Origin of the sequence: Nocardioides sp. NPDC057767, from assembly GCF_042798275.1 — a bacterium.
Classification (GTDB): domain Bacteria; phylum Actinomycetota; class Actinomycetes; order Propionibacteriales; family Nocardioidaceae; genus Nocardioides.
The window spans coordinates 84960-104958 of record NZ_JBHVKJ010000013.1 but is presented as its reverse complement, the minus strand read 5'-3'; the positions used below and the strand labels follow the sequence as shown (position 1 = coordinate 104958).

The following is a 19999-nucleotide window of genomic DNA, read 5'->3' as shown; positions in this document are numbered from 1 at the left end:
GTTGATAGGCCGGAGGTGTACAGCAGTGATGCCCAGCCGACCGGTACTAATAGGCCGAGGGCTTATCTTTCATAAACCCTCAACAAAAACAACAAACGAAGACCGTCAAGTCTCGCGTCCACAACCAACTGTTGTAACACAGGTTTGGTCACCCCCCCAGAGAGCGGGAGAGTGATCTCAAGAGTTACGGCGGCCATAGCGAAGGGGAAATACCCGGTCCCATCCCGAACCCGGAAGTCAAGCCCTTCAGCGCCGATGGTACTGCAACCGAGAGGCTGTGGGAGAGTAGGACGCCGCCGGACATAACTTTGCGCAGGGCCACCTCTTCGGAGGTGGCCCTGCTGCCATTTGTGCCTATGTGCGATGCCTGGATCGAGCTTGTCGAGATGCTGGTGACGGTCTCTTCACGCCACGCCAGGTTGACGTGGCCTGCGTCACGGGGTCCAATGTCATAGTTGCAGTCCGTACGTTTCAACATCTCGAACTAGGAGTTCCCATGGTCAAGAAGCTGCTCATCGCTGCCGTAGTTGCCGCGGGTCTCGGTGTGGCCATCAAGCTGGTCACCAGCCGCTGACCCAGAGCTTCCACAGTTGCCCGGTACCCTCGAGGTGCCGGGCAACTGTCATTTGGAGCCCTGCGATGCTTCCTCGTCCGGCGTGATCAGAGAGGTGACGGCCGGCTCGTCCTTCGGGACGTCGACCTCGGCGAGAGAACGGCGCGCACCGGGGATCGCGAGGATCCCGGCCACCACCAGGAAGAGGAGCAGGCCGGCGAGCACGAGCAGGGACTCGACCGAGAACTGGTCCGCAAGCGGGCCGAAGACGACCATGGACAGCGGCATCGCGACCGACATGACGATCCCGAGGATGCCGAAGACACGTCCCTGCATCTCCGGGACCACCCGCTCCTGCAGGATCGTGATCGCCGGCGTGCTGAGCGCCGAGAAGAACACTCCGATCAGCATGCCGAAGACGAAGAAGACCCACATGTTCGTCGAGACGCCCAGGCCGACGACCAGCAACCCGATGAGGATGACGGACCCGACCATCAGGCGCATGCGGTGCACGATCTTGGGTCCGAGCGCGGCCATCGCAGCACCGCCGGCGAGCATTCCGAAACCCCAGAACAGCTCGTTCGCGGTCAGCTTCCAGACCTCGTCGCCGAAGGTACGGGTGACCATCAGCGGGGTCAGGTAGGACGGCGCTCCGACGATGAGCATGACCAACGTGAAGAGGATGAGGATCCAACGTACGTGCGCGTGGGTGGAGACGTACTTCAGGCCGGCACGCAGATCACCGAAGTAGGAGACGTTCCTCTGGTCGGAGCGTACGAGACGGGCGACAGGGACGAGGGCGAGCAGGCCTACGCCGATCAGCGCCGTGACCGCGTCGATGAAGAAGACGGCGACGATGTCCATGCTGGCGTAGATGACCGCTGCGAGCGCCGGGGCCAGGAGCGTCATCGCGGACTGGATGGTCTGGAAGGCTCCGTTGATCCGGAGCAGCTGGGACTCCGGTGCGATCTGCGGGATCATTGCGGTGACCGCGGGCATCTGGATCCCGGCGAAGACCGATCGGATGGCCAGGGCGAGATAGATGATCCAGAGGTCGTCGATCCCGCTCGCCATCAGGCCGGCCAGGATCAGGGTTGCGACCGCGATCGTGGCGTCCGAGCCCATGATGAGGAACTTGCGGTGATGCCGGTCTGCCCAGACGCCGCCGAAGATCGACATGAACGCCTGCGGGAGCATTCCGAACACGAGGCTGAGCATCAGCACGGACCCGGAACGGGTCTCGATGGTGAGGTGCCACATCACGGCGTACATCACCAGCATCGAGCCGAGCAGGGAGACCGTCTGGCCGGCGAGGAAGATCGCTGCGTTGCGCCTCCAGCCGTAAAGCTCGTCGGCGGGCATGGCGTCCAGCCTTTACCCGGACCCGGGAGGCGTCAACCGACTTTCGTCTCACGCTCGTCGCTCAGGGATCAGCGGTGGCCGCGACGCCTACTTGCACGCCTGGACAACGCCGAGTCGGCTCGTCATGACGAGCCGACTCGGCGTGGTCTTCGGTCAGTTCGAGCCGGCTCGGCGTCAGCCGAGGAGGTCGGTGATGGAGGTGCGTACCTGGTCGAAGGCGAGCCAGGCGAAGAGCAGGGCGCAGATGACGAGGCCGATGTTGGAGGCCCACTTGTTGCGCCACTCCGCGGGAGTGTGGCTGGTGTTGAGGAGCCAGAGCAGCGTGATCGCCAGGAACGGCATGAAGAACGCGCCCAGGACTCCGTAGATGAGAATCAGCCAGGCGGGCTGGTCGGCCAGCAGGAGCCAGATCATCGGGGGGAAGGTGAGCCAGAGGATGTAGGAGCGGTACCAGATGCCGCCGCTCTTGGCCTCGGGCTCGTCCGCCTTGCCGCGGACCGTGCCCATGAAGTCGGCGAACATCAGGCTGACGCCGTTCCAGACGCCGACGAGGGATGACATCGCGGCCGCCCAGAAGCCGATCAGGAACAGCTTGCCGAACCAGGTGCCGTAACGGTCGGCGAGCACCTTGGACAGGTCGAGCATGCCCTGGTCGCCGGTGCCGACGGCGATCTTGGCCGAGTAGAGCAGCTCGGCGCCGACGATGAGGGTGGCGACCACGAAGATGCCGGTGACGACGTACGCGGTGGTGTTGTCGATCCGCATCACGCGCATGAACTTCGGCGTGTGCCAGCCCTTCTCACGCAGCCAGTAGCCGTAGGCGGCCAGCGTGATCGTGCCGCCGACGCCGCCGGCCACCGAGAGGACGTTGACCAAGGCGCCGTCCGGGATGGTCGGGGCCAGACCCTTGAGGAGGTCGGGGAGGTTCGGCACGGTGATGATCGCGGCGGCGATCATGGTGACGAACATGATGCCGACCAGGACCGCGAGGAACTTCTCGAAGAGCCCGTAGCGCCCGGCCCACACGATGGCGAGGCCGATCAGGCCGGAGACGATGCCCCAGACCTTCACGGAGGCGAACGAGAGCAGCGCGGCCAGGGCGAGGCCGGTGCCGGCCATTGCCGCGGCTCCGTAGATGAAGCCCCAGATCACGATGTAGGGGGCGAAGTAGATCGTCGTCCAGATGCCCAGCCGCCGCCAGCCCTGGAAGATCGTCTCGCCGGTGGCCAGGCTGTAGCGCCCCGCGCCCTCGACGAGCACCACCTTGAGCACGCAGCCGATCACGACAGCCCACAGCAGCGCGTAGCCGTACTTGCTGCCGGCGATCAGGGTGGCGACCAGGTCGGCGGCGCCGACACCGGTTGCGGCCACGACGAGGCCAGGACCCAGGATCCGCCAGCGTGGGGTTTCGGTCGTCTCGGTCCTTGCTGCTTGTGACATGAGCGACAGATATACCCCGTTTTAGGGAAGATCAGCGAGTTTTTGCCGAAGTACGACACGCTCGCGCTCGTTCGCGCACATCGATTCTGCCCGCTCCAGCTCCTCGCGCGCCTCGACGGTCCGGCCGAGCCGGCGCAGCAGCTCGCCGCGTACGGTCGGGAGGAGATGGGTGTTGTCGAGCCGCCTGTCCGCGGCGATTCGGTCGACGATCTCCAGGGCGCGCATCGGTCCGTGGGCCATCGCGACGGCCACGGCACGGTTGAGGTCGACGATCGGGTTGGGTGCGACGCGGCCCAGTGCCTCGTAGAGGACGATGATCCGCTCCCAGTCAGTGGTCTCCACCGAGTCGGCGACGGCGTGGGTGGCAGCGATCGCGGCCTGGAGGCCGTACGGGCCGAGACCTCGCGGGGTCGCCTGCTCGAGGGCGGCCCGACCCCGGCGGATGGCGCCCTGGTCCCATCGGGTGCGGTCCTGCTCCTCGAGGAGGACCGGGTCACCGGCGGCGTCGATACGAGCAGGGAAGCGGGAGGCGGTCAGCTCCATGAGCGCGAGCAGCCCGTACGTCTCGGGCTCGTCGGGCAGCACGCCGATCAGCACCCGGGTCAGTCTGCGTGCCTCGCGCGCGAGGTCGGTGCGGATCAGATCCTCGCCGGACGTGGCGGTGGAGCCCTCGGTGAAGATCAGGTAGAGGACGTTGAGCACGCCGGCGAGCCGCTGCCGGCGCTCGTCGGGCGCGGGCACCTCGAAGGGCACCTTCGCGGCCGCGATCGTCTTCTTGGCGCGGGTGATCCGGGCCTGGATCGTCGGCACCGGCACCAGGAAGGCACGGGCGATCTCCTCGCTGCTGAGACCGCCGACCACCCGGAGGGTGAGCGCCACCCGGGCCTCCTTGGACAGCACCGGGTGGCAGGAGACGAACATCAGCGCCAGGACGTCGTCATCGATCCGCTCGACATCCAGGTCATCGGCGTACGCCTCGTCCTGGTCGTGGGCGATGGCTTCGTACTTCTCGCGCTGGACGCCGGCGCGGCGGATCGTGTCGATGGCCCGCCGCTTCGCGGTGGTCATCAACCAACCGACCGGGTTGGCAGGCTGACCGTCGCGTGGCCAGGAGACCAGCGCCTCCGCGAGGGCCTCCTGGGCCGCGTCCTCGGCGAGGGCGAAGTCGCCGGTGTAGCGCGCGAGCGCGCCGACGATACGGGCGGACTCGATTCGCCAGATCGCCTCGACGGCGCGCGTCGCGTCACTCATCGGCTTCTCCTACGATCTCGACCCTCAGAGCTGCCCGTTCTTGGTCCGCCAGTCGAGCTCCTTCTGGATCCAGGGGTTGTCCTGGGGGAACTCGTCGATCGTCGGCACGCGGCGGATCTCGACGGCGGAGCCGGGGAAGCCGCCGACCCGCTTGGCCCACTCGATCGCCTCCTCCTTCGAGCCGACCGAGATCAGGTAGAAGCCCCCGAAGAGCTCCTTGGTCTCGCCGTAGGGACCGTCGGTGACCACCGGCGCCTCCTCGGCGTCGGCGTAGGTGACGACGGTGTGCTCCTCCGGGTCCAGACCCTCCATCGCGAGCAGCACACCCGACTTGATGAGCTCGTCGTTGAGCTGACCCATCTTCTCGAGCATCTGCTCGAAGGGGATCTCGGCCATCGCGGCGTTCTGCTTGTCCTCGTCGATGGTCCGCCAGATCAGCATGTACTTCGGCATCTCGGTATCTCCTGTGTCGGTCGGGCCGTCTTGCCGGCCCGTTCACCCCTTGGTCGAACGAGGTCTACGCGGAATCGACAACTCTGCCAAGAATATTTTCTGGGGGCCTCGGTAAGTTGGTGACGTGAAGATCTCGCTGTGGCCCAATCTCGTCTTCCCCGCCGCCGACATCCTCGCCGAGGCGCAAGCGGCTGACCAGGCCGGATGGTACGGCGTCTGGGTCGCCGACCATTACATGCCCAACACCGGCACCGAGGAGATCGACGACGGGCCGATGCACGAGGTCTGGGGAATTCTGCCGGCGCTCGCCGCGACCACCCAGAACGTACGCATCGGGCCGCTCGTCTCGCCGACGACGATCCACCACCCGGCGTTGCTCGCGAACCGGTCCGCGACGATCGACCACATCGCCAATGGGCGGTTCGTGCTCGGCATGGGCGCGGGCTGGCAGATCAACGAGCACAAGGCCTACGGCTTCGATCTGCCGGGCGCGAAGGTGCTCGTCGACCGGTTCGAGGAGGCGATCGAGGTCACCCGATCGCTGCTCGACAAGCCGCGGACCACGTTCGACGGGACTCACTTCCAGCTCACCGACGCACCGTGCGAGCCGAAGCCCGTGGCCTCGCCGCTGCCGATCCTGGTCGGGGCCAAGGGCCCGCGGATGCTGCGGGTCGTCGCCCGGCACGCCGACGAGTGGAACACCTGGGGCACCCCCGAGAGCGCCGGTGCGGTGCGGGCCAAGCTCCTGGAGGCCTGCGAGCAGGTCGGCCGCGACCCGTCCACGATCAGGACGACCACGAACCTCATGCTCGATCTCGACGGCGCGAACCCGGGCTTCGCCAGGACGCAGACCGGCTCGGCCGGTGAGCTGCAGGACTTCGTCGGGCGCTACGTCGAGGCCGGCTTCGACGAGTTCATCCTGCCGACGTGGAACCTCGGGAAGACCGGTGCCGAGCGGATCGAGCGGGCCGCGCAGCTCAAGGCCGAGGTGCTCGACCCGGCTCTCTAGAGCACGCGCCGGGCCGGGCGAGGATGGCGCTGTTGATCACGTCGGTCCCGGGGGCGTCGACCTCGGGGTTGGCCTCGGCCACCACGGTCAGGCCGGCCAGCGCCGCGGGGCCGACCCGCGGATAGAGCAGCGTACGCAGCCCCCGGGCGCTCCGCGCCAGGACGAGTCCGCCCGGGGCGAGGTGGGTGACCGCCTTGCCGAGCACGTCGGCCTTCGCGGCGTCGTCGGATCCGACCAGGCCGGCGAGAAGCACGACGTCGACGGGGTCCGGTGGTGTGGCGGCCGCTGCCTCGGCGTGCTCGAACGTCACGCCGGTGGCGCCCAGGCGTCCGAAGGCGGCCGCGGAGAGCTGGATGGCCTCCGGGTCGTGATCGACGCAGTGCACCGCGATGCCCTGCACGGCCAGACAGAGCGCGGTCAGGGGCAGCGGCCCCGAGCCGAGGAGCAGGACGTGTCGCGGATCGGTGCCCTGGCGGCGTACGGCCTGCAGCTCCATCTCCACGAGAAGCCGGTAGTTCTCGCGGTAGGGGAAGCGTGAGAACGCCTCCTCGGGATCGGGGGAGCGAGCGATCCGGTCGGCCCAGACCCGCTCGAGCTCATGCTCGCCGGCGGAGGCCACCGACCGGAAGACCGCGGGTGAGCGAGACGGCGGCAACGCGGCCAGCACGGAGTCAGCGGCCGACTCGGGCACGCTCAGCACCTCGGTGACCAACCGGTTGAAGAGAGCGTTGACGACGATGCCGGGCGCCAGCGACTGCTGGGCGAGGAGGTCGTCGAGGGTGGAGACCAGACGTTCGTCGACTGCTTCGAACGCTCCCGGATTCACAAGCGGCCACCCTTCCATATCGGCGACGGCCGCTGCAGAGTGTTCCGCCGAGGAGACCCACTCCGCGGCACGGAAGTTTCTGGGACGATGTAGAACCACGCCGGCCGGCTACGACGTATCCCCCGTAAGCACGCCTACGGAAGGCGCCTGCGACAGGCGCCGTCGAAAGGGAAGAGTCATGAAGTACGTCATCCTCATCCACTCCAACCCGCAGCCCTGGGGCCACCCGACGGGTGACTTCATCCCCGAGTTCCAGTCCTTGCCGCAGGAGACGAGGGAGAAGCTCAACGCTGCCTTCGAGGGGATCATGGAGGAGCTCTCGGCCAACGGGGAGCTCCTCGGCGGGCAGGCCCTCGCCGATCCGGCCTCGGCCAGGCTCTATCGCTGGGACGCCGGCGAGCCGATCGCCACCGACGGTCCCTACTCGGAGGCGAAGGAGCATCTGGCCGGTTTCTTCCTGATCGACGTCGAGTCGCAGGAGAGAGCCGAAGAGGTCGTACGCAGCTTCAGTGGCCCCGGTGAGACCGTCGAGCTACGGCCGGTGGCAACCTACTGACATGACGGTAACGGGAGTCGAGGACGTGTGGCGGCAGGAGTCCGCCCACGTCCTCGGCGCCCTGCTGCGCGTCCATCCCGACCTCCCCGACTGTGAGGACGCCGCCCAGGAGGCGCTCATCGCGGCCAGCCAGCGGTGGGCCAGCGACGGGCTGCCCACCGACCCGCGGGCCTGGCTGATCCGGGTGGCCCATCGGCGGTTGATCGACCAGCTGCGGGCGGACTCGGCGCGCACCCGGCGTGAGCTCGCCGACGGGAGGGCGCGGCGGCTCGACGACCACGACCCGGCGGCTCCCGAGATCGGCTCGGCCTACGACGACTCGCTGCGGCTGATGATGATGTGCGCCCATCCCGCGCTGCGCCGACCGTCCCAGGTCGCGATCACGCTGAGGTGCGTGGGCGGCCTGACGACGGCGGAGATCGCGGCTGCGTACCTGGTCCCGGAGGCGACCATGGGCCAGCGGCTCAGCCGGGCCCGGGCGACGCTGAAGGACGAGGAGTTCTGCTCGCCGGCGCCCGACGAGCTGCCCGAGCGGATCGCGTGCGTGCTCGACGTCTGCCACCTGATCTTCAACGAGGGCCACACCCGCACCAGCGGCCCGGACCTGCAGGGCATCGAGCTCACCGACGAGGCGATCCGGCTGACTCGGATGGTGCGCGGCATCCTGCCGGAGCACGACGAGGCCACCGGTCTGCTCGCGCTCATGCTGCTGACCCAGGCCCGCTCCTGCGGGCGCGTCGACCACCTCGGCGACCTGATCCCGCTCAAGGACCAGGACCGCTCGCAGTGGGATCGCGAGCTGATCCGCGAAGGCGTCGCGCTGCTCGAGGAGGTGCTCCCCGAGGGGCCGGTGGGTCGCTACCAGCTGCAGGCGGCGATCGCCGCGGTCCACGCCGAGGCCGAGTCGTACGAAGCCACCGACTGGCTCCAGATCAACCTGCTCTACGGGATGCTCGCCCAGGTCGCCCCCTCGCCGGCGGTCACGCTCAACCGGGCCGTCGCGGTGGCGATGAGCCTCGGCCCGGAGCACGGGATCGAGATCGTACGCGACCTGCTGGAGCACCCGGCGATGCAGCGGCACCACCGGGCCCATGCCGTGCTGGCGCACCTGCTCGAGCAGTCCGGCGACCTCGCCGCGGCCCGGGAGCACTACGTGCTGGCGGCGCGCCTGACCCAGAGCGTGCCGGAGCAGCGCTACCTGAACCGCCGGGTCGAGGCGCTCGACCAGTCGTGACGTCCCGTCGCCGAGGATCAGAGCTGATGGATCAGAGCTGACGGATCAGAGCTGCACCACGCCGTCCAGGACGAGGATGATCCCGAAGAGCGCGAAGAGTGCCGCGGCGCCGTACTTGATCACCTTCTCGGGGAGGTTGCGGCCGAGGAGTGCGCCGACGCCGATGGCGAGCGCGTCCGCAGCCACCATCCCGACGGTCGAGCCGATCCAGGTGCCGAGCCAGCCCTCCTGGGTGGCCAGGGTGATCGTCGCCAGCATCGTCTTGTCACCGAGCTCGGCCAGGAAGAACGCGATGCAGACGGCGATGATCGCCATGCCCCGGCTGTTGCGTGCCTTCTTGGCCTCGTCCTCGGTGAGCTCGTCGCCTCGCAGGGTCCACGCCGCGAAGACCAGGAAGGCGAGCCCGGCCACGATGGTGATGTAGTGCTGGTGCTCGGCGAAGGCGTCCCCGATGAGCGCACCGATCCCGACCGAGGCGAGATGGACGATGGCGGTGGCAGCGGTGATCCCGAGGATCACGTCTCGAGCGCGGTAGCGGGTGGCGAAGGTCATCGCCATGAGCTGGCTCTTGTCGCCGAGCTCGGCGACGAAGATGACCGCGGTCGACAGCAGGAAGGCGTACACAGGGGTTCCTCTCCGGCGCCGGCCGGAGGAATCCCATGAGGGTGCAGCGTCCTTCGACCAGCACCGTCATGTTGATACGGGTGCTTGGTCGAAGGTCTCGTCCGCCACTTCGTGGCCGATCGCGCCGGGCGCAGAGGCCAGTGTGTCGACGCGACTGTTGAGGACTACTCCCCTTCGTGGTCTCGAGTCTAGGCCACCGGTCGAGCTGCTTCCCAGTCGGTACGGGCGTGCTCTGGGTCACGCTCTGGGTTTAGTACACGTTTTTCTGAATCCAGAAAAGAATGTACCGTCAGGCCCATGGTCACGACGACGACGGCTTCCCTGGACGCGCTCGCGCGCTTCGGCCACGCGCTCTCCGACGCCACCCGTGCCCGGATCCTCATGCGACTGCGCGAGGGACCTGCGTACCCGGCCGACCTGGCGGACTCGCTCGGAGCGACCCGGCAGGCGGTCTCGAACCACCTGGCCTGCCTGCGTGGCTGCGGTCTGGTCGTGGCCGTGCCCGAGGGGCGGCGTACGCGCTATGAGCTGGTCGACCAGCGCGTGGCCCATGCTCTGGCCGATCTCCACGGACTGGTTCTGGTCACCGACAAGGCCGCCTGCGCCGATGCCGACGAGCTGGGGTGCTGCTGATGGGGCACGGACACGGACACGGACACGGCGCCGTCGGCCACGCCGGTGGCAGGTATCGGTCGCGGCTGGCGGTCACCTTCGTCCTGGTCGCGGGGTTCCTGACCGTCGAGTTGGTCGCCGGGGTGTGGTCGGGATCGCTCGCGCTCGTCTCCGACGCCGGACACATGGGTGCTGACGCCGTCGCACTCGGGGCGGCGCTGCTCGCGACCAGGATCGCGGCGAGGCCCGACACCACCGGTCGGCGCACCTATGGCTCCTATCGCGCAGAGGTCTTCGCCTCGGGGCTGACGGTGCTGATCATGCTCGGGGTCGCGGCGTACGTGGTCGTGGAGGCTGTCGGGCGGATCGGTGCCGAGACGGAGGTGCAGACCGGGGTGATGCTCGTGGTCGGTGCGGTCGGTCTGGTGATCAACGTCGTCTCGATGCTGTTGCTGCGTGCCGGCGCCGCCGAGTCGCTCAACGTCAAGGGCGCCTACTTCGAGGTGATCGCCGACGCCGCGGGCAGCGTCGGGGTGATCGTGGCCGGTGTGATCGTTGCGCTCACCGGCGAGCCGTTGTGGGACACCGGCGTCGCGGTGGCCATCGGGCTCTTCGTCGCGTTCCGCGCGATCGTGCTGGGTCGTGAGGTCCTGGCCGTGCTCGGACAGGAGATCCCCGACGGCCTCCAGATGGATGCCGTCGTCGCCGACCTGGAGGCAATCCCGGGCGTCGAGGACGTCCACGACCTGCACGTCTGGACGCTGACCTCGGGGATGAACGTCGCGACCGCGCACCTCGCGCTCGCCGAGGACGCCGACTCGCAGGACGTCCTCGCGCAAGCGCAGCGGATGCTCGCGACCGCACATCGGATCGAGCACGCGACGCTTCAGACCGAGACCGCTCCGACGCCGCAGTGCCTCGAGGTGACGTGGTGAGCGCAGTCCGCTCCGCGAAGGTCGTCCTCGCCCGATCGACCGCCGAGCGGAGAAGGGCCGTGCTCGTACGCAGGGTGCGGCTGCTGGTGGCCTTCACCATCGTCTACAACGTGGCCGAGGCGATCGTCGCGCTCGTCGTGGGCGTGGGGGCAGGCTCGGCCGCGCTCGTCGGGTTCGGTCTCGACTCGGTGATCGAGGTCGCCTCCGCGGTCGCCGTCGCCTGGCAGTTCGGGGGTGAGCACCACGAGAGTCGCGAGCGGACCGCGTTGCGTGTGATCGCCTGCTCGTTCTTCGCGCTCGCCGCCTTCGTCGGCTTCGACGCCGTCAGCGCGTTGGTCACCCGCCAGGCGGCGGAGCACTCGAGCGTCGGGATCGGCATGGCCGTGCTGAGCCTGGTGGTCATGCCGCTGGCCTCCTGGGTGCAGCGGCGTACGGGCACCGAGCTCGGGTCACGCTCGGCCGTCGCCGACTCCAAGCAGACCCTGCTGTGCACCTACATGTCGGCCGCGCTCCTGCTCGGTCTGGGGCTGAACAGCCTGCTCGGCTGGTGGTGGGCGGATTCCCTCGCCGCGCTCACGATCGCCGCCGTCGCCGTCCGGGAGGGCATGAACGCCTGGCGAGGCGAGGTCTGCTGCTCGCCGGCGGAGGCGCTCATCGACGACGGCCGGCCGGGCGACGACTGTGACTGCTGCTGACCGGAAACCGCTGATCGACGTAACCTTTACGGATTCGTCGAACTTCCTCAGCAAAGATTCGATCCTGGTTACGCTGACGTCATGGATGAGGCCGAGGTGCGTGCGGTCCTCTTCGACCTGCAGGACACGCTCGTCCCGAGCGGCCACCCTGCCGAGCACGGCGCGGTGTCCCGGGCGATGGGTGCGGACCTCGGCGTCGACCCCGCCGCGTTCGCGGCTGCGGTCACGGAGACGTTCGACGAACGCGTACGCGGCCTGATGGCCGATGTGCACCACACGGTGCGCTACCTGGCCAGGCGGGTCGGCGGGTCGCCGACCGAGTCTCAGGTGGAGAGCGCGATCACGCGGCAGCTGAACTACTCGCTCTCCCTGCATGCCGCGACCTGGGCGCTGCCGGCGCTGAAGTCGCTGCGCAAACGCGGGTTCAAGCTGGGCCTCGTCGCCGACTGCGCGGCGGAGACGGTCGCGATCTGGCCGCAGAGCCCGCTCGCGGACCACCTCGACGCGGTCTCGTTCTCCTGCCAGACAGGCGTACGCAAACCCGACTCGGGCGCCTACCTGGTCGCTGCGGCGGCACTGGAGGTGCGGACCGGTGAGTGCGTGTATGTCGGCGACGGCGCCGATCACGAGCTGAGCGGCGCCGAGGCGGTGGGAATGCGATCGGTGCGATTCCGCGCCCGGAGGCACGACGAGCTCGTGGTTGGCGTGAAGGACGAGGACGGCGACGCGTTCGACCCGGATCCCGAGTGGAGCGGGCCGACGATCAGCGACCTGTCCGAGCTCGTCGGCATGATCGCAGTCCCGATGCCGCGCGACGGGTCCGAATCGCGGACGTTCGTCTCCGGAAATGTGGTGCCGTGGGGCTCGAAGAGATCATCCCGCTGATCTCGGCATGAAGACCGACCGGTGACCCGCCGGCATCTCGAGGTGCCCGTCCTGCGTGGGTCAGGGTCCCACTCCCGAGGGCCGATGTCAGCCGAATCCGGAATCCGCCGTCGTTTCTTCCCGCTCCTCGGCACGGTTCCGGATCACTATCGGATCGGTGTCCGAGATCACACCGACCCTGTTACCTGTCTTTTGACAGTTTATCTTCTCGGTTGGCGTGCATCTCTCTGGCGACAACGCTTCATCATGCGGCACCGCACGCGTGAATTCGGCAGGAAAAGGTCCGCGCCCCCTAGCGAGTTCCCGCTGAAAACGGTAAGAATCGATCGACCGACAGGGAAGAGTTTCGCCGTCTCCGACCCCACATTTCGGACTCAGGTTCCCAACAGTCTTGGTTTGCCCCCGACGCCCTTGACCTACATGCTTACCTGTCAGTCGACAGGTTAATCATGCTTCAAGGAGGACCCGGGTGGCGCTAGCTGCAGACCACAGCACGGACACGGTGCTGAACGCACGGGCGGATGCTCGCGCGCAAGGGGGGCAGGTCAGCGACTGGATGCCGTACCTACCGGCCTCGTCGAGCCCGTTCTGTCCGGACGACGTCGACCCGGCGAGTCTGACCTGGGCCGAGACGGTAGCGCCGGGCGGCTACACCCACAAGGTGCTCGCCCGGGGCACGCGGTTGCGGCTCGAGGACCCGACCGGCGAGGCCTGTGCGCACACGATCGTCTACAACGCTCTCCAGCCGACCGAGCGCCTCAACGTCGCCGACACCCAGAAGATCCCGTGGCAGGCCTACCTCGGTGCGGGTCATCCGCTGCTCTCCGGCGACGGCCGGGTCCTCGCCACCGTCCTCACCGACACCTCGGGTCGTCACGACGCGTTCTGCGGGACGAGCACCGCCGCCTGGAACGCGCTGCGCTACGGCACCGCGCTGCCCGAGGGGCCAGCGCCCGCCGGCCGTGACCTCTTCGTGAAGGCGGCTGCCAAGCACGGGCTCGGGCCGGCCGACGTACCTCCCTCGGTCTCGTTCTTCCAGGGAGTACGCGTCGCCTCGGACGGCGCCTTCGACTGGGTCGGTTCCTCAGGCGCCGGGACCTCGGTCGAGCTCGTGGCCGAGCTGCCCCTGATCGTGCTGATCGCCAACGTCCCGCATCCGCGGGACCCACGTCCGGAGTACATCGTCGGGCCGCTGCGCGTGCACGCCTGGCGTACGCCGGAGACCACCCCGACCACCCCGGCGGACGAGCGTTTCGATGCCTCTCCCGAGGTGCGGCGGGCATATCTGAACACACTCGACTATGCGGAGGCTCGGGGCCTGTGACTACCACGATCGACAACCCGGTGATGAGGCCTGTGACGACTGTTCCTGTTCCCGTGGCCACTTACCTGACGCCCGACGGCCAGCTGATCTCCAGCGTCCCGGTCGGTGCGTCGTACGCCGACGGCACTCACCTGGAGTGGGGTGACCCGCTGGTGCCGGGTGCCGTCGTGCTGGACGAGCAGGTCGCTCCGCGGGCGTCGTGGTCGGGTGTCGTACGTGCCGGGCAGGTGCTGACGATCGTCGATGTCGGGGGCAACCAGTCGGGTGACTGCCTGCTCTACAACGCTCACGAGACGGACGAGCGCTACAGCGCGCCGGACACGCTCGCGTGGCAGGACAACGCCTACATCCGCACCGGGACCGTGCTGCGCAGCAACCTCGGTCGTGCCCTGATGACCGTCGTCGACAACGAGATCGACCGCCAGGACACCATCGGCGGCGCCTGCTCGCGGGAGTCCAACACGCTGCGCTACGGGCACCACGTGATGTATCACCACGGCTGCCGGGAGAACTTCCTCACCGAGGGTGCCAAGCACGGTCTCGGCATGCGCGACATCGTCTCCAACATCAACTGGTTCATGAACGTGCCCGTCGAGGAGGACGGCGCCCTCGGCATCGTCGACGGCATGTCGGCACCGGGGAAGCGGGTCGCGCTGCGGGCGGAGATCGACACGCTCGTGCTCATCTCCAACTGCCCGCAGATGAACAACCCCTGCAACGACTTCAACCCGACGCCGCTGCGGATGATCGTGTCCGAGCCGGACGTGGACTACGAGGCCGACGCATGACGTTTGGCCCAGATACCGGACTGTCCGTCGACACCGTCCTGGTCGCCAACCGAGGGGAGATCGCCCGCCGGGTGATGCGCACGGCGCGCGAGCTCGGGATGCGTACGGTCGCGGTCTTCTCCGAGGCCGACCGGGCGGCGCCACACGTGCGGGAGGCCGACGAGGCCGTCTGCCTCGGATCCGCGCCCGCGCGGAACTCCTATCTGCGAGGCGATCTGATCATCGCAGCAGCCCTGCGCACCGGCGCGGGGCTGCTCCACCCCGGGTACGGCTTCCTGTCCGAGAGCGCCGCCTTCGCCCGGGAGGTCGAGGCGGCAGGCCTTCGGTTCGTCGGTCCGACCCCCGACCAGATCAGCGCCTTCGGGGAGAAGCACTCGGCGCGCCGGCTCGCCGAGAGCGCCGGGGTGCCGATGCTGGCCGGCACGGGCCTGCTCTCCGGTCCCGACGAGGCGGCCGAGGAGGCCGCGCGGATCGGGCTGCCGGTCATGGTCAAGGCGACCGGCGGCGGTGGTGGCATCGGGATGACCGCGTGCAGCTCGGAGTCCGACGTGAGGGTTGCCTTCGAGCGGGTCGCGCGGCTCGCCCAGACCAGCTTCGGGACCGCCGGGGTGTTTCTGGAGCACCTGGTGCGTCCCGCCCGTCACGTCGAGGTGCAGATCTTCGGCGACGGAGAGGGTCAGGTCGCCGTGCTCGGCGACCGCGACTGCTCGCTGCAGCGCCGCAACCAGAAGGTCATCGAAGAGGCGCCCGCGCCTGCTCTTCCCGAGCACGTACGCACCGTCCTGCACGACTCCGCGCGTCAGCTCGCCAAGTCGGCCTCCTACCGCTCGGCGGGCACCGTCGAGTTCGTCTACGACCCGGGCCGTGAGCAGATCTCCTTCCTGGAGATGAACACCCGCCTCCAGGTCGAGCACGCCGTCACCGAGCAGGTGATGGGCATCGACATCGTTGCGCTGATGCTGCGACTGGCCCGCGACGGCGTCAATGCCCTTCCGGACGAGCTCTTCCGCACGTGCCCTCCACCCCGGGCGTACGCCGTCGAGGCCCGTGTCTACGCCGAGGACCCGGCCAAGGACTCGATGCCGTCCTCCGGCCTGGTCACGCGTGCGATCCTGCCGGAGCCGACCGACACCGTCAGGGTCGACTCCTGGATCGAGACCGGGCTCGAGGTCTCGCCTCACTACGACCCGCTGCTCGCCAAGGTGATCGCCACCGGGGCGACCCGCGACGAGGCGCTGGACACACTGGGCTCCGCGCTCGCCCAGACCCGGATCGACGGCATCGTCACCAACGTCTCCGCGCTGCGCGCGATGACGACCTATCCCGAGCTCCGCTCGGCCACGCACTCGACCTCGACCCTCGCCGAACGCGCCAAGGAGGGCAGCGGGGGTGACCCGGACCGGCGCATCGACGTCCTCGACCCGGGCGTGCTCACCACCGTCCAGGACCTTCCGGGCCGGGTGGGGTACTGGCAGGTCGGGGTGCCTCCTTCGGGTCCGTTCGACCCGGTCTCCTTCGCCGAGGCCAACCTGGCGGTCGGCAACCACCGTGGTGCACCGGGCCTCGAGGTCACGGTGCCGCTGGCAACGGGCCGGACGACGGCCGGGGGGCCGACGCTGGTCTTCTCCGATCCCGCCGTCGTCTGCGTGACCGGTGCCCCCATGCCGGTCAGCGTCGACGGCGTCCCCGCCCCGCAGTGGGAGCCGATCGAGCTCCCCGCTGGGGCGACCTTGACGCTGGGCCGCACCGACGGGCCGGGTCTGCGGACCTACATCGCGGTCCGTGGTGGCCTGGACGTGCCGGACTACCTGGGCAGTGCCTCGACGTTCACGTTGGGCGGGTTCGGCGGTCACGCCGGGCGTACGCTGCAGCGCGGTGACGTGCTCCGCCCGGGCTCCGCGGTCGACCCGCAGGCGCAGCCGGCGGCGACGCCGGTGTCACGGCGACCGGCGCTGACCAACACCTGGGAGATCGGCGTCACCGAAGGGCCGCACGGGGCTCCGGAGTTCTTCACGCGCGCGGACCTGGACCAGCTCTACTCGGCGAGCTATCGGGTGCACCACAACTCGGCTCGCACCGGCGTACGCCTGATCGGGCCGAAGCCGACCTGGGCTCGTGCCGACGGTGGCGAGGCGGGGCTGCACCCGTCGAACATCCACGACACGCCCTACACGGTGGGGTCGCTCGACTTCACCGGGGACACCCCGATCATCCTCGGCCCCGACGGGCCGTCGCTGGGCGGCTTCGTCTGCCCGGCGGTCGTCGCCAGCGGCGAGCTGTGGAAGATCGGGCAACTGCGTCCGGGGGACGCAGTTCGGTTCGTCCCGGTGCGGGAGAGCAAGGCGGCCAGCCTGGTCAACCACCGCTCCTCGCTGACCGTGGCCCACGGGTCGGGCGGCGACGGCGACGACGGGGTCCTGGGCCGCCTGCCCCGGACACCGGCGAGGCCGGAGGTCACCTACCGGCGCAGCGGCGACAACTCCGTGCTGGTCGAGTACGGGCCGATGACGCTCGACCTGGGCCTCCGCATGCGGGTGCACGCACTGCAGTCGGCGCTGGCCGAGCACGCGCCCGCGGGCATCATCGACGTCACGCCCGGGATCCGGTCGCTGCAGGTCCACACCGACTCCTCGGTCCTGCGGGCCGGCCAGGTCGCGGGACTGCTCCGCGAGCTGGAGGAGGACCTGCCGGCCAGCTCCGAGCTGACCGTGCCCTCACGGCGGGTGCGGCTGCCGCTGTCCTGGGACGACCCGGCGACCCGGGAGGCGATCGAGCGCTACACCGCCGGCGTACGTGACGACGCGCCGTGGGCGCCGTGGAACATCGAGTTCATCCGCCGGATCAACGGGCTCGCCTCGGTCGAGGATGTCCACCGGACGGTCTTCGACGCGTCGTACCTGGTCCTCGGGCTGGGGGACGTCTATCTCGGGGCGCCGGTCGCGACCCCGCTGGACCCGCGACACCGGCTGGTGACCACGAAGTACAACCCGGCGCGCACCTGGACTGCGGAGAACTCCGTCGGCATCGGTGGTGCCTACATGTGCATCTACGGCATGGAGGGGCCGGGCGGGTATCAGCTGGTCGGGCGGACGACCCAGGTGTTCAACCGATTTCGGCGCTCCACGTCGGCCGGCGGACTCTTCCACGACGACCCATGGGCGCTGCGGTTCTTCGACCGGATCGAGTGGTACCCCGTCTCCGCCGACGAGCTCCTCGAGCTCCGGGCTGAGGTCGACGCCGGGCGCGGTGAGTTCGAGACCGAGGAGGGCACCTTCTCGATCAAGGACTACGACCGTTTCCTCACCGCCAACGCGGACTCGATCGCGGACTTCCGTGACCAGCAGTCCGCGGCCTTCGACGAGGAGCGCGAGCGCTGGAAGGCGGCAGGTGAGTTCGACATCTGCGACCGCATCGACGGGCGGGGCGACCCCTCGGAGGTCGAGGTGCCGGAGGGGTGCGTGCAGGTGACCGCGCCGTTCACCTCGACCGTCTGGAAGGTCGTGGCGAGCCGCGGGTCGAGGCTGGCACAGGACGACCCGCTGATGGTCGTCGAGGCGATGAAGATGGAGGCGAGCGTCCCCGTCCCGGTCGCCGGCGAGGTGGCCGAGGTCTACGTGAAGCCGGGCGAGCAGATCGTCCCGGGACAGGTCATCGCCGCGGTGCGGCCGCTCGACGGGCCCGGATCTTGATCCACTCGCTTCCCGGCGGCGCGGTCGACCGCGCCGTCGACGCGCTCGACCGGATCGAGGCGTCGGACCGGCCGGAGATCTGGATCTCGCTGCGTACGCGGGAGGACCTGCTCGAGGAGGCCGCCGCGATCGACACGAACGTGGCCGGCGGGGAGGTCCTTCCCCTGGCCGGCCGTCTGCTGGCGGTCAAGGACAACATCGACGTCCGCGGCCTGCCGACCACGGCCGGAGCGCCGTCCTACGCCTACACGCCGTCGGTCGACGCCACCGCCGTCGCCCGGCTGCGCGCGGCCGGGGCCCTGGTCGTGGGAAAGACGAACCTGGACCAGTTCGCGACCGGGCTGGTCGGCACCCGCAGCCCGTACGGCGCGGTCCGCAACGCCTGGGACCCGACCCGGATCTCGGGCGGGTCCTCGTCGGGCTCGGCGGTCGCGGTCGCCCTCGGCCTGGTCGATCTCGCTCTGGGGACCGACACCGCGGGCTCCGGACGGGTGCCGGCGGCGCTCAACGGCATCGTCGGGGTGAAGCCGACGCGCGGGCTGGTGCCGGTCACCGGTGTCGTGCCCGCCTGCTACACGCTCGACTGCGTCACCGTCTTCGCCCGGGATCTCGCGTCCGCGCGGGCAGCCGCGGAGCTGATGGCCGGACCCGATCCCTCGGACCCGTTGTCGCGTACGTCGCCGGCGGATGCCGGTCTGCCGCCGGTGCCGCGGGTGGCGGTGCCCACCGGCGAGCATCTCGACGGGCTCGCGCCGGGATGGTCCGACGCCTTCGGGGCCGTGGTCGCACGCTTGGCCTCTGCCGGGATCGAGGTCGTCGAGACCGACATCTCGGCACTGCTCGAGGCGGCCAGGCTGCTCTACGAGGGCGCCTTCGTCGCCGAGAGGTACGCCGCCGTCGGCTCCCACCTCGAAGCCAACCGCGACCTCATCGGGACGGACCTCGACCCGACGGTCGCCGACATCGTCCTCGCCGGGGCATCGGCCCGAGCGGCCGACTGGGCACGCGACGTCTCCCGCCTGGCGCGCCTCGGGGCGGCGGGCAGAGAGGCCCTCGCGGGCTGCTCGGCGCTGCTGACGCCGACGACGACGTGGCATCCGACGCTGGCCGAGGTGGCCGCGGATCCGGTGGGCGCGAACGCGCGCCTGGGCCGCTACACGAACTTCGCGAACCTCCTCGACATGGCCTCGCTCGCGATCCCGGCCGGCCAGGTAGGCGGTCTGCCCTTCGGGGTGATGCTGACCGGGGCGGCTGGAAGCGACCGCACCCTGGCCGCGCTGGGCCACGCCCTGCTCAGCTCGAGCGTCGATCTGTTCGTGGTGGGCGCGCACCTGTCGGGGATGCCGCTCAACCACCAGCTGGTCGAGGCCGGGGCGACCCTGCTGCGCCCGGTGTCGACCTCGGCGGACTACCGGCTGTTCGCCCTGGAGACGGCGCCGCCGAAGCCCGGACTGGTCCGCGTCGGTGGTCCCGCGACCGGAGTGCGGATCGCGGGCGAGCTCTGGCGCGTCCCGGCCGCGGGCTTCGGGACGTTCGTGGGTGGCGTACCTGCTCCGATGGCGATCGGAAAGGTGACGTTGGAGGACGGCTCCTCCGTCTCGGGATTTCTCGTGGAGCCGATTGCGGTCGAAAGGGCCGCTGATATCTCATCGCACGGTGGCTGGCGACGTTACCGGTCTGAGCAGGGCCTTTAACGTGTGGTGTGGATATCGGTTATGGGACCGGGGTCATTCCTCCTGATGGCACACGACCCTGTTCAGCCG

17 protein-coding genes and 1 rRNA gene are annotated in these 19999 nt (G+C 69.2%); 12 read left to right on the top strand and 6 right to left on the bottom strand.

What is annotated here, in order from left to right; genetic code table 11:
• The first annotated feature begins 185 nt into the window (after positions 1-185).
• A 5S ribosomal RNA gene (rrf, locus tag ACFVDI_RS09365) occupies positions 186-302 on the top strand.
• Between the two features lie 320 nt (positions 303-622).
• Here the strand turns inward: rrf and ACFVDI_RS09360 are convergent.
• From ACFVDI_RS09360 to ACFVDI_RS09345, 4 genes are all read right to left on the bottom strand, one after another.
• Positions 623-1915, bottom strand: a complete 1293-nt coding sequence (locus ACFVDI_RS09360; RefSeq protein ID WP_378903345.1) for an MFS transporter — start codon at positions 1913-1915, stop codon at positions 623-625.
• Between the two features lie 174 nt (positions 1916-2089).
• Complete coding sequence (locus ACFVDI_RS09355; protein WP_378903342.1) at positions 2090-3355, bottom strand: Nramp family divalent metal transporter; 1266 nt, start codon at positions 3353-3355, stop codon at positions 2090-2092.
• 21 nt (positions 3356-3376) lie between these two features.
• Positions 3377-4606, bottom strand: coding sequence for an RNA polymerase sigma factor (locus tag ACFVDI_RS09350; protein ID WP_378903338.1), 1230 nt, complete (start codon positions 4604-4606; stop codon positions 3377-3379).
• Between the two features lie 24 nt (positions 4607-4630).
• Entirely contained in the window at positions 4631-5059 is a 429-nt protein-coding gene (locus tag ACFVDI_RS09345) for a YciI family protein (protein ID WP_378903335.1), read from the bottom strand.
• Between the two features lie 124 nt (positions 5060-5183).
• On the opposite strand from ACFVDI_RS09345, the gene ACFVDI_RS09340 reads away from it, so the two are divergent.
• Positions 5184-6068 carry an LLM class flavin-dependent oxidoreductase gene (locus ACFVDI_RS09340; protein WP_378903332.1) on the top strand — a complete coding sequence of 295 codons (885 nt, stop codon included), beginning with the start codon at positions 5184-5186 and terminating at the stop codon, positions 6066-6068.
• Here the strand turns inward: ACFVDI_RS09340 and ACFVDI_RS09335 are convergent.
• Positions 6037-6894: a nicotianamine synthase family protein gene (locus tag ACFVDI_RS09335; protein ID WP_378903330.1), complete on the bottom strand. Its 858-nt coding sequence runs from the start codon at positions 6892-6894 to the stop codon at positions 6037-6039. The genes ACFVDI_RS09340 and ACFVDI_RS09335 overlap by 32 nt on opposite strands.
• Before the next feature lie 178 nt (positions 6895-7072).
• Between ACFVDI_RS09335 and ACFVDI_RS09330 the strand changes: the two genes are divergently transcribed.
• Positions 7073-7450 (top strand): YciI family protein, encoded by a 378-nt coding sequence (locus ACFVDI_RS09330; protein WP_378903327.1) that lies wholly within the window; start codon positions 7073-7075, stop codon positions 7448-7450.
• 1 nt (position 7451) lies between these two features.
• Positions 7452-8684 carry an RNA polymerase sigma factor gene (locus ACFVDI_RS09325; RefSeq protein WP_378903324.1) on the top strand — a complete coding sequence of 411 codons (1233 nt, stop codon included), beginning with the start codon at positions 7452-7454 and terminating at the stop codon, positions 8682-8684.
• A 45-nt stretch (positions 8685-8729) separates the two neighbouring features.
• On the opposite strand, the gene ACFVDI_RS09320 is transcribed toward ACFVDI_RS09325, so the two are convergent.
• Positions 8730-9308, bottom strand: a complete 579-nt coding sequence (locus ACFVDI_RS09320) for a TMEM165/GDT1 family protein (RefSeq protein WP_378903321.1) — start codon at positions 9306-9308, stop codon at positions 8730-8732.
• Positions 9309-9605: 297 nt separating this feature from the next.
• On the opposite strand from ACFVDI_RS09320, the gene ACFVDI_RS09315 reads away from it, so the two are divergent.
• The 8 genes from ACFVDI_RS09315 to atzF all read left to right on the top strand — a co-directional run bounded on the left by ACFVDI_RS09315 (position 9606) and on the right by atzF (position 19930).
• Positions 9606-9941 carry a metalloregulator ArsR/SmtB family transcription factor gene (locus tag ACFVDI_RS09315; RefSeq protein WP_328528210.1) on the top strand — a complete coding sequence of 112 codons (336 nt, stop codon included), beginning with the start codon at positions 9606-9608 and terminating at the stop codon, positions 9939-9941.
• Complete coding sequence (locus ACFVDI_RS09310) at positions 9941-10855, top strand: cation diffusion facilitator family transporter (protein WP_378903316.1); 915 nt, start codon at positions 9941-9943, stop codon at positions 10853-10855. Before ACFVDI_RS09315 ends, ACFVDI_RS09310 begins: the two co-directional genes overlap by 1 nt.
• Positions 10852-11550 carry a cation transporter gene (locus ACFVDI_RS09305; protein WP_378903313.1) on the top strand — a complete coding sequence of 233 codons (699 nt, stop codon included), beginning with the start codon at positions 10852-10854 and terminating at the stop codon, positions 11548-11550. The genes ACFVDI_RS09310 and ACFVDI_RS09305 overlap by 4 nt, the downstream gene beginning before the upstream one ends.
• A gap of 81 nt (positions 11551-11631) precedes the next feature.
• On the top strand, positions 11632-12435 hold the full coding sequence (locus ACFVDI_RS09300; RefSeq protein WP_378903310.1) for an HAD family hydrolase: 804 nt from the start codon (positions 11632-11634) through the stop codon (positions 12433-12435).
• Between the two features lie 469 nt (positions 12436-12904).
• The gene (locus ACFVDI_RS09295) at positions 12905-13759 is read left to right on the top strand and encodes an urea amidolyase associated protein UAAP1 (RefSeq protein WP_378903307.1); all 855 of its coding nucleotides are present in this window, start codon (positions 12905-12907) and stop codon (positions 13757-13759) included.
• A 53-nt stretch (positions 13760-13812) separates the two neighbouring features.
• Positions 13813-14547 carry an urea amidolyase associated protein UAAP2 gene (locus ACFVDI_RS09290; RefSeq protein ID WP_378903304.1) on the top strand — a complete coding sequence of 245 codons (735 nt, stop codon included), beginning with the start codon at positions 13813-13815 and terminating at the stop codon, positions 14545-14547.
• Positions 14544-18236 (top strand): urea carboxylase, encoded by a 3693-nt coding sequence (gene uca / locus ACFVDI_RS09285; protein ID WP_378903301.1) that lies wholly within the window; start codon positions 14544-14546, stop codon positions 18234-18236. The genes ACFVDI_RS09290 and uca overlap by 4 nt, the downstream gene beginning before the upstream one ends.
• On the top strand, positions 18233-19930 hold the full coding sequence (gene atzF, locus ACFVDI_RS09280; RefSeq protein ID WP_378903298.1) for an allophanate hydrolase: 1698 nt from the start codon (positions 18233-18235) through the stop codon (positions 19928-19930). Before uca ends, atzF begins: the two co-directional genes overlap by 4 nt.
• Positions 19931-19999 lie beyond the last annotated feature (69 nt).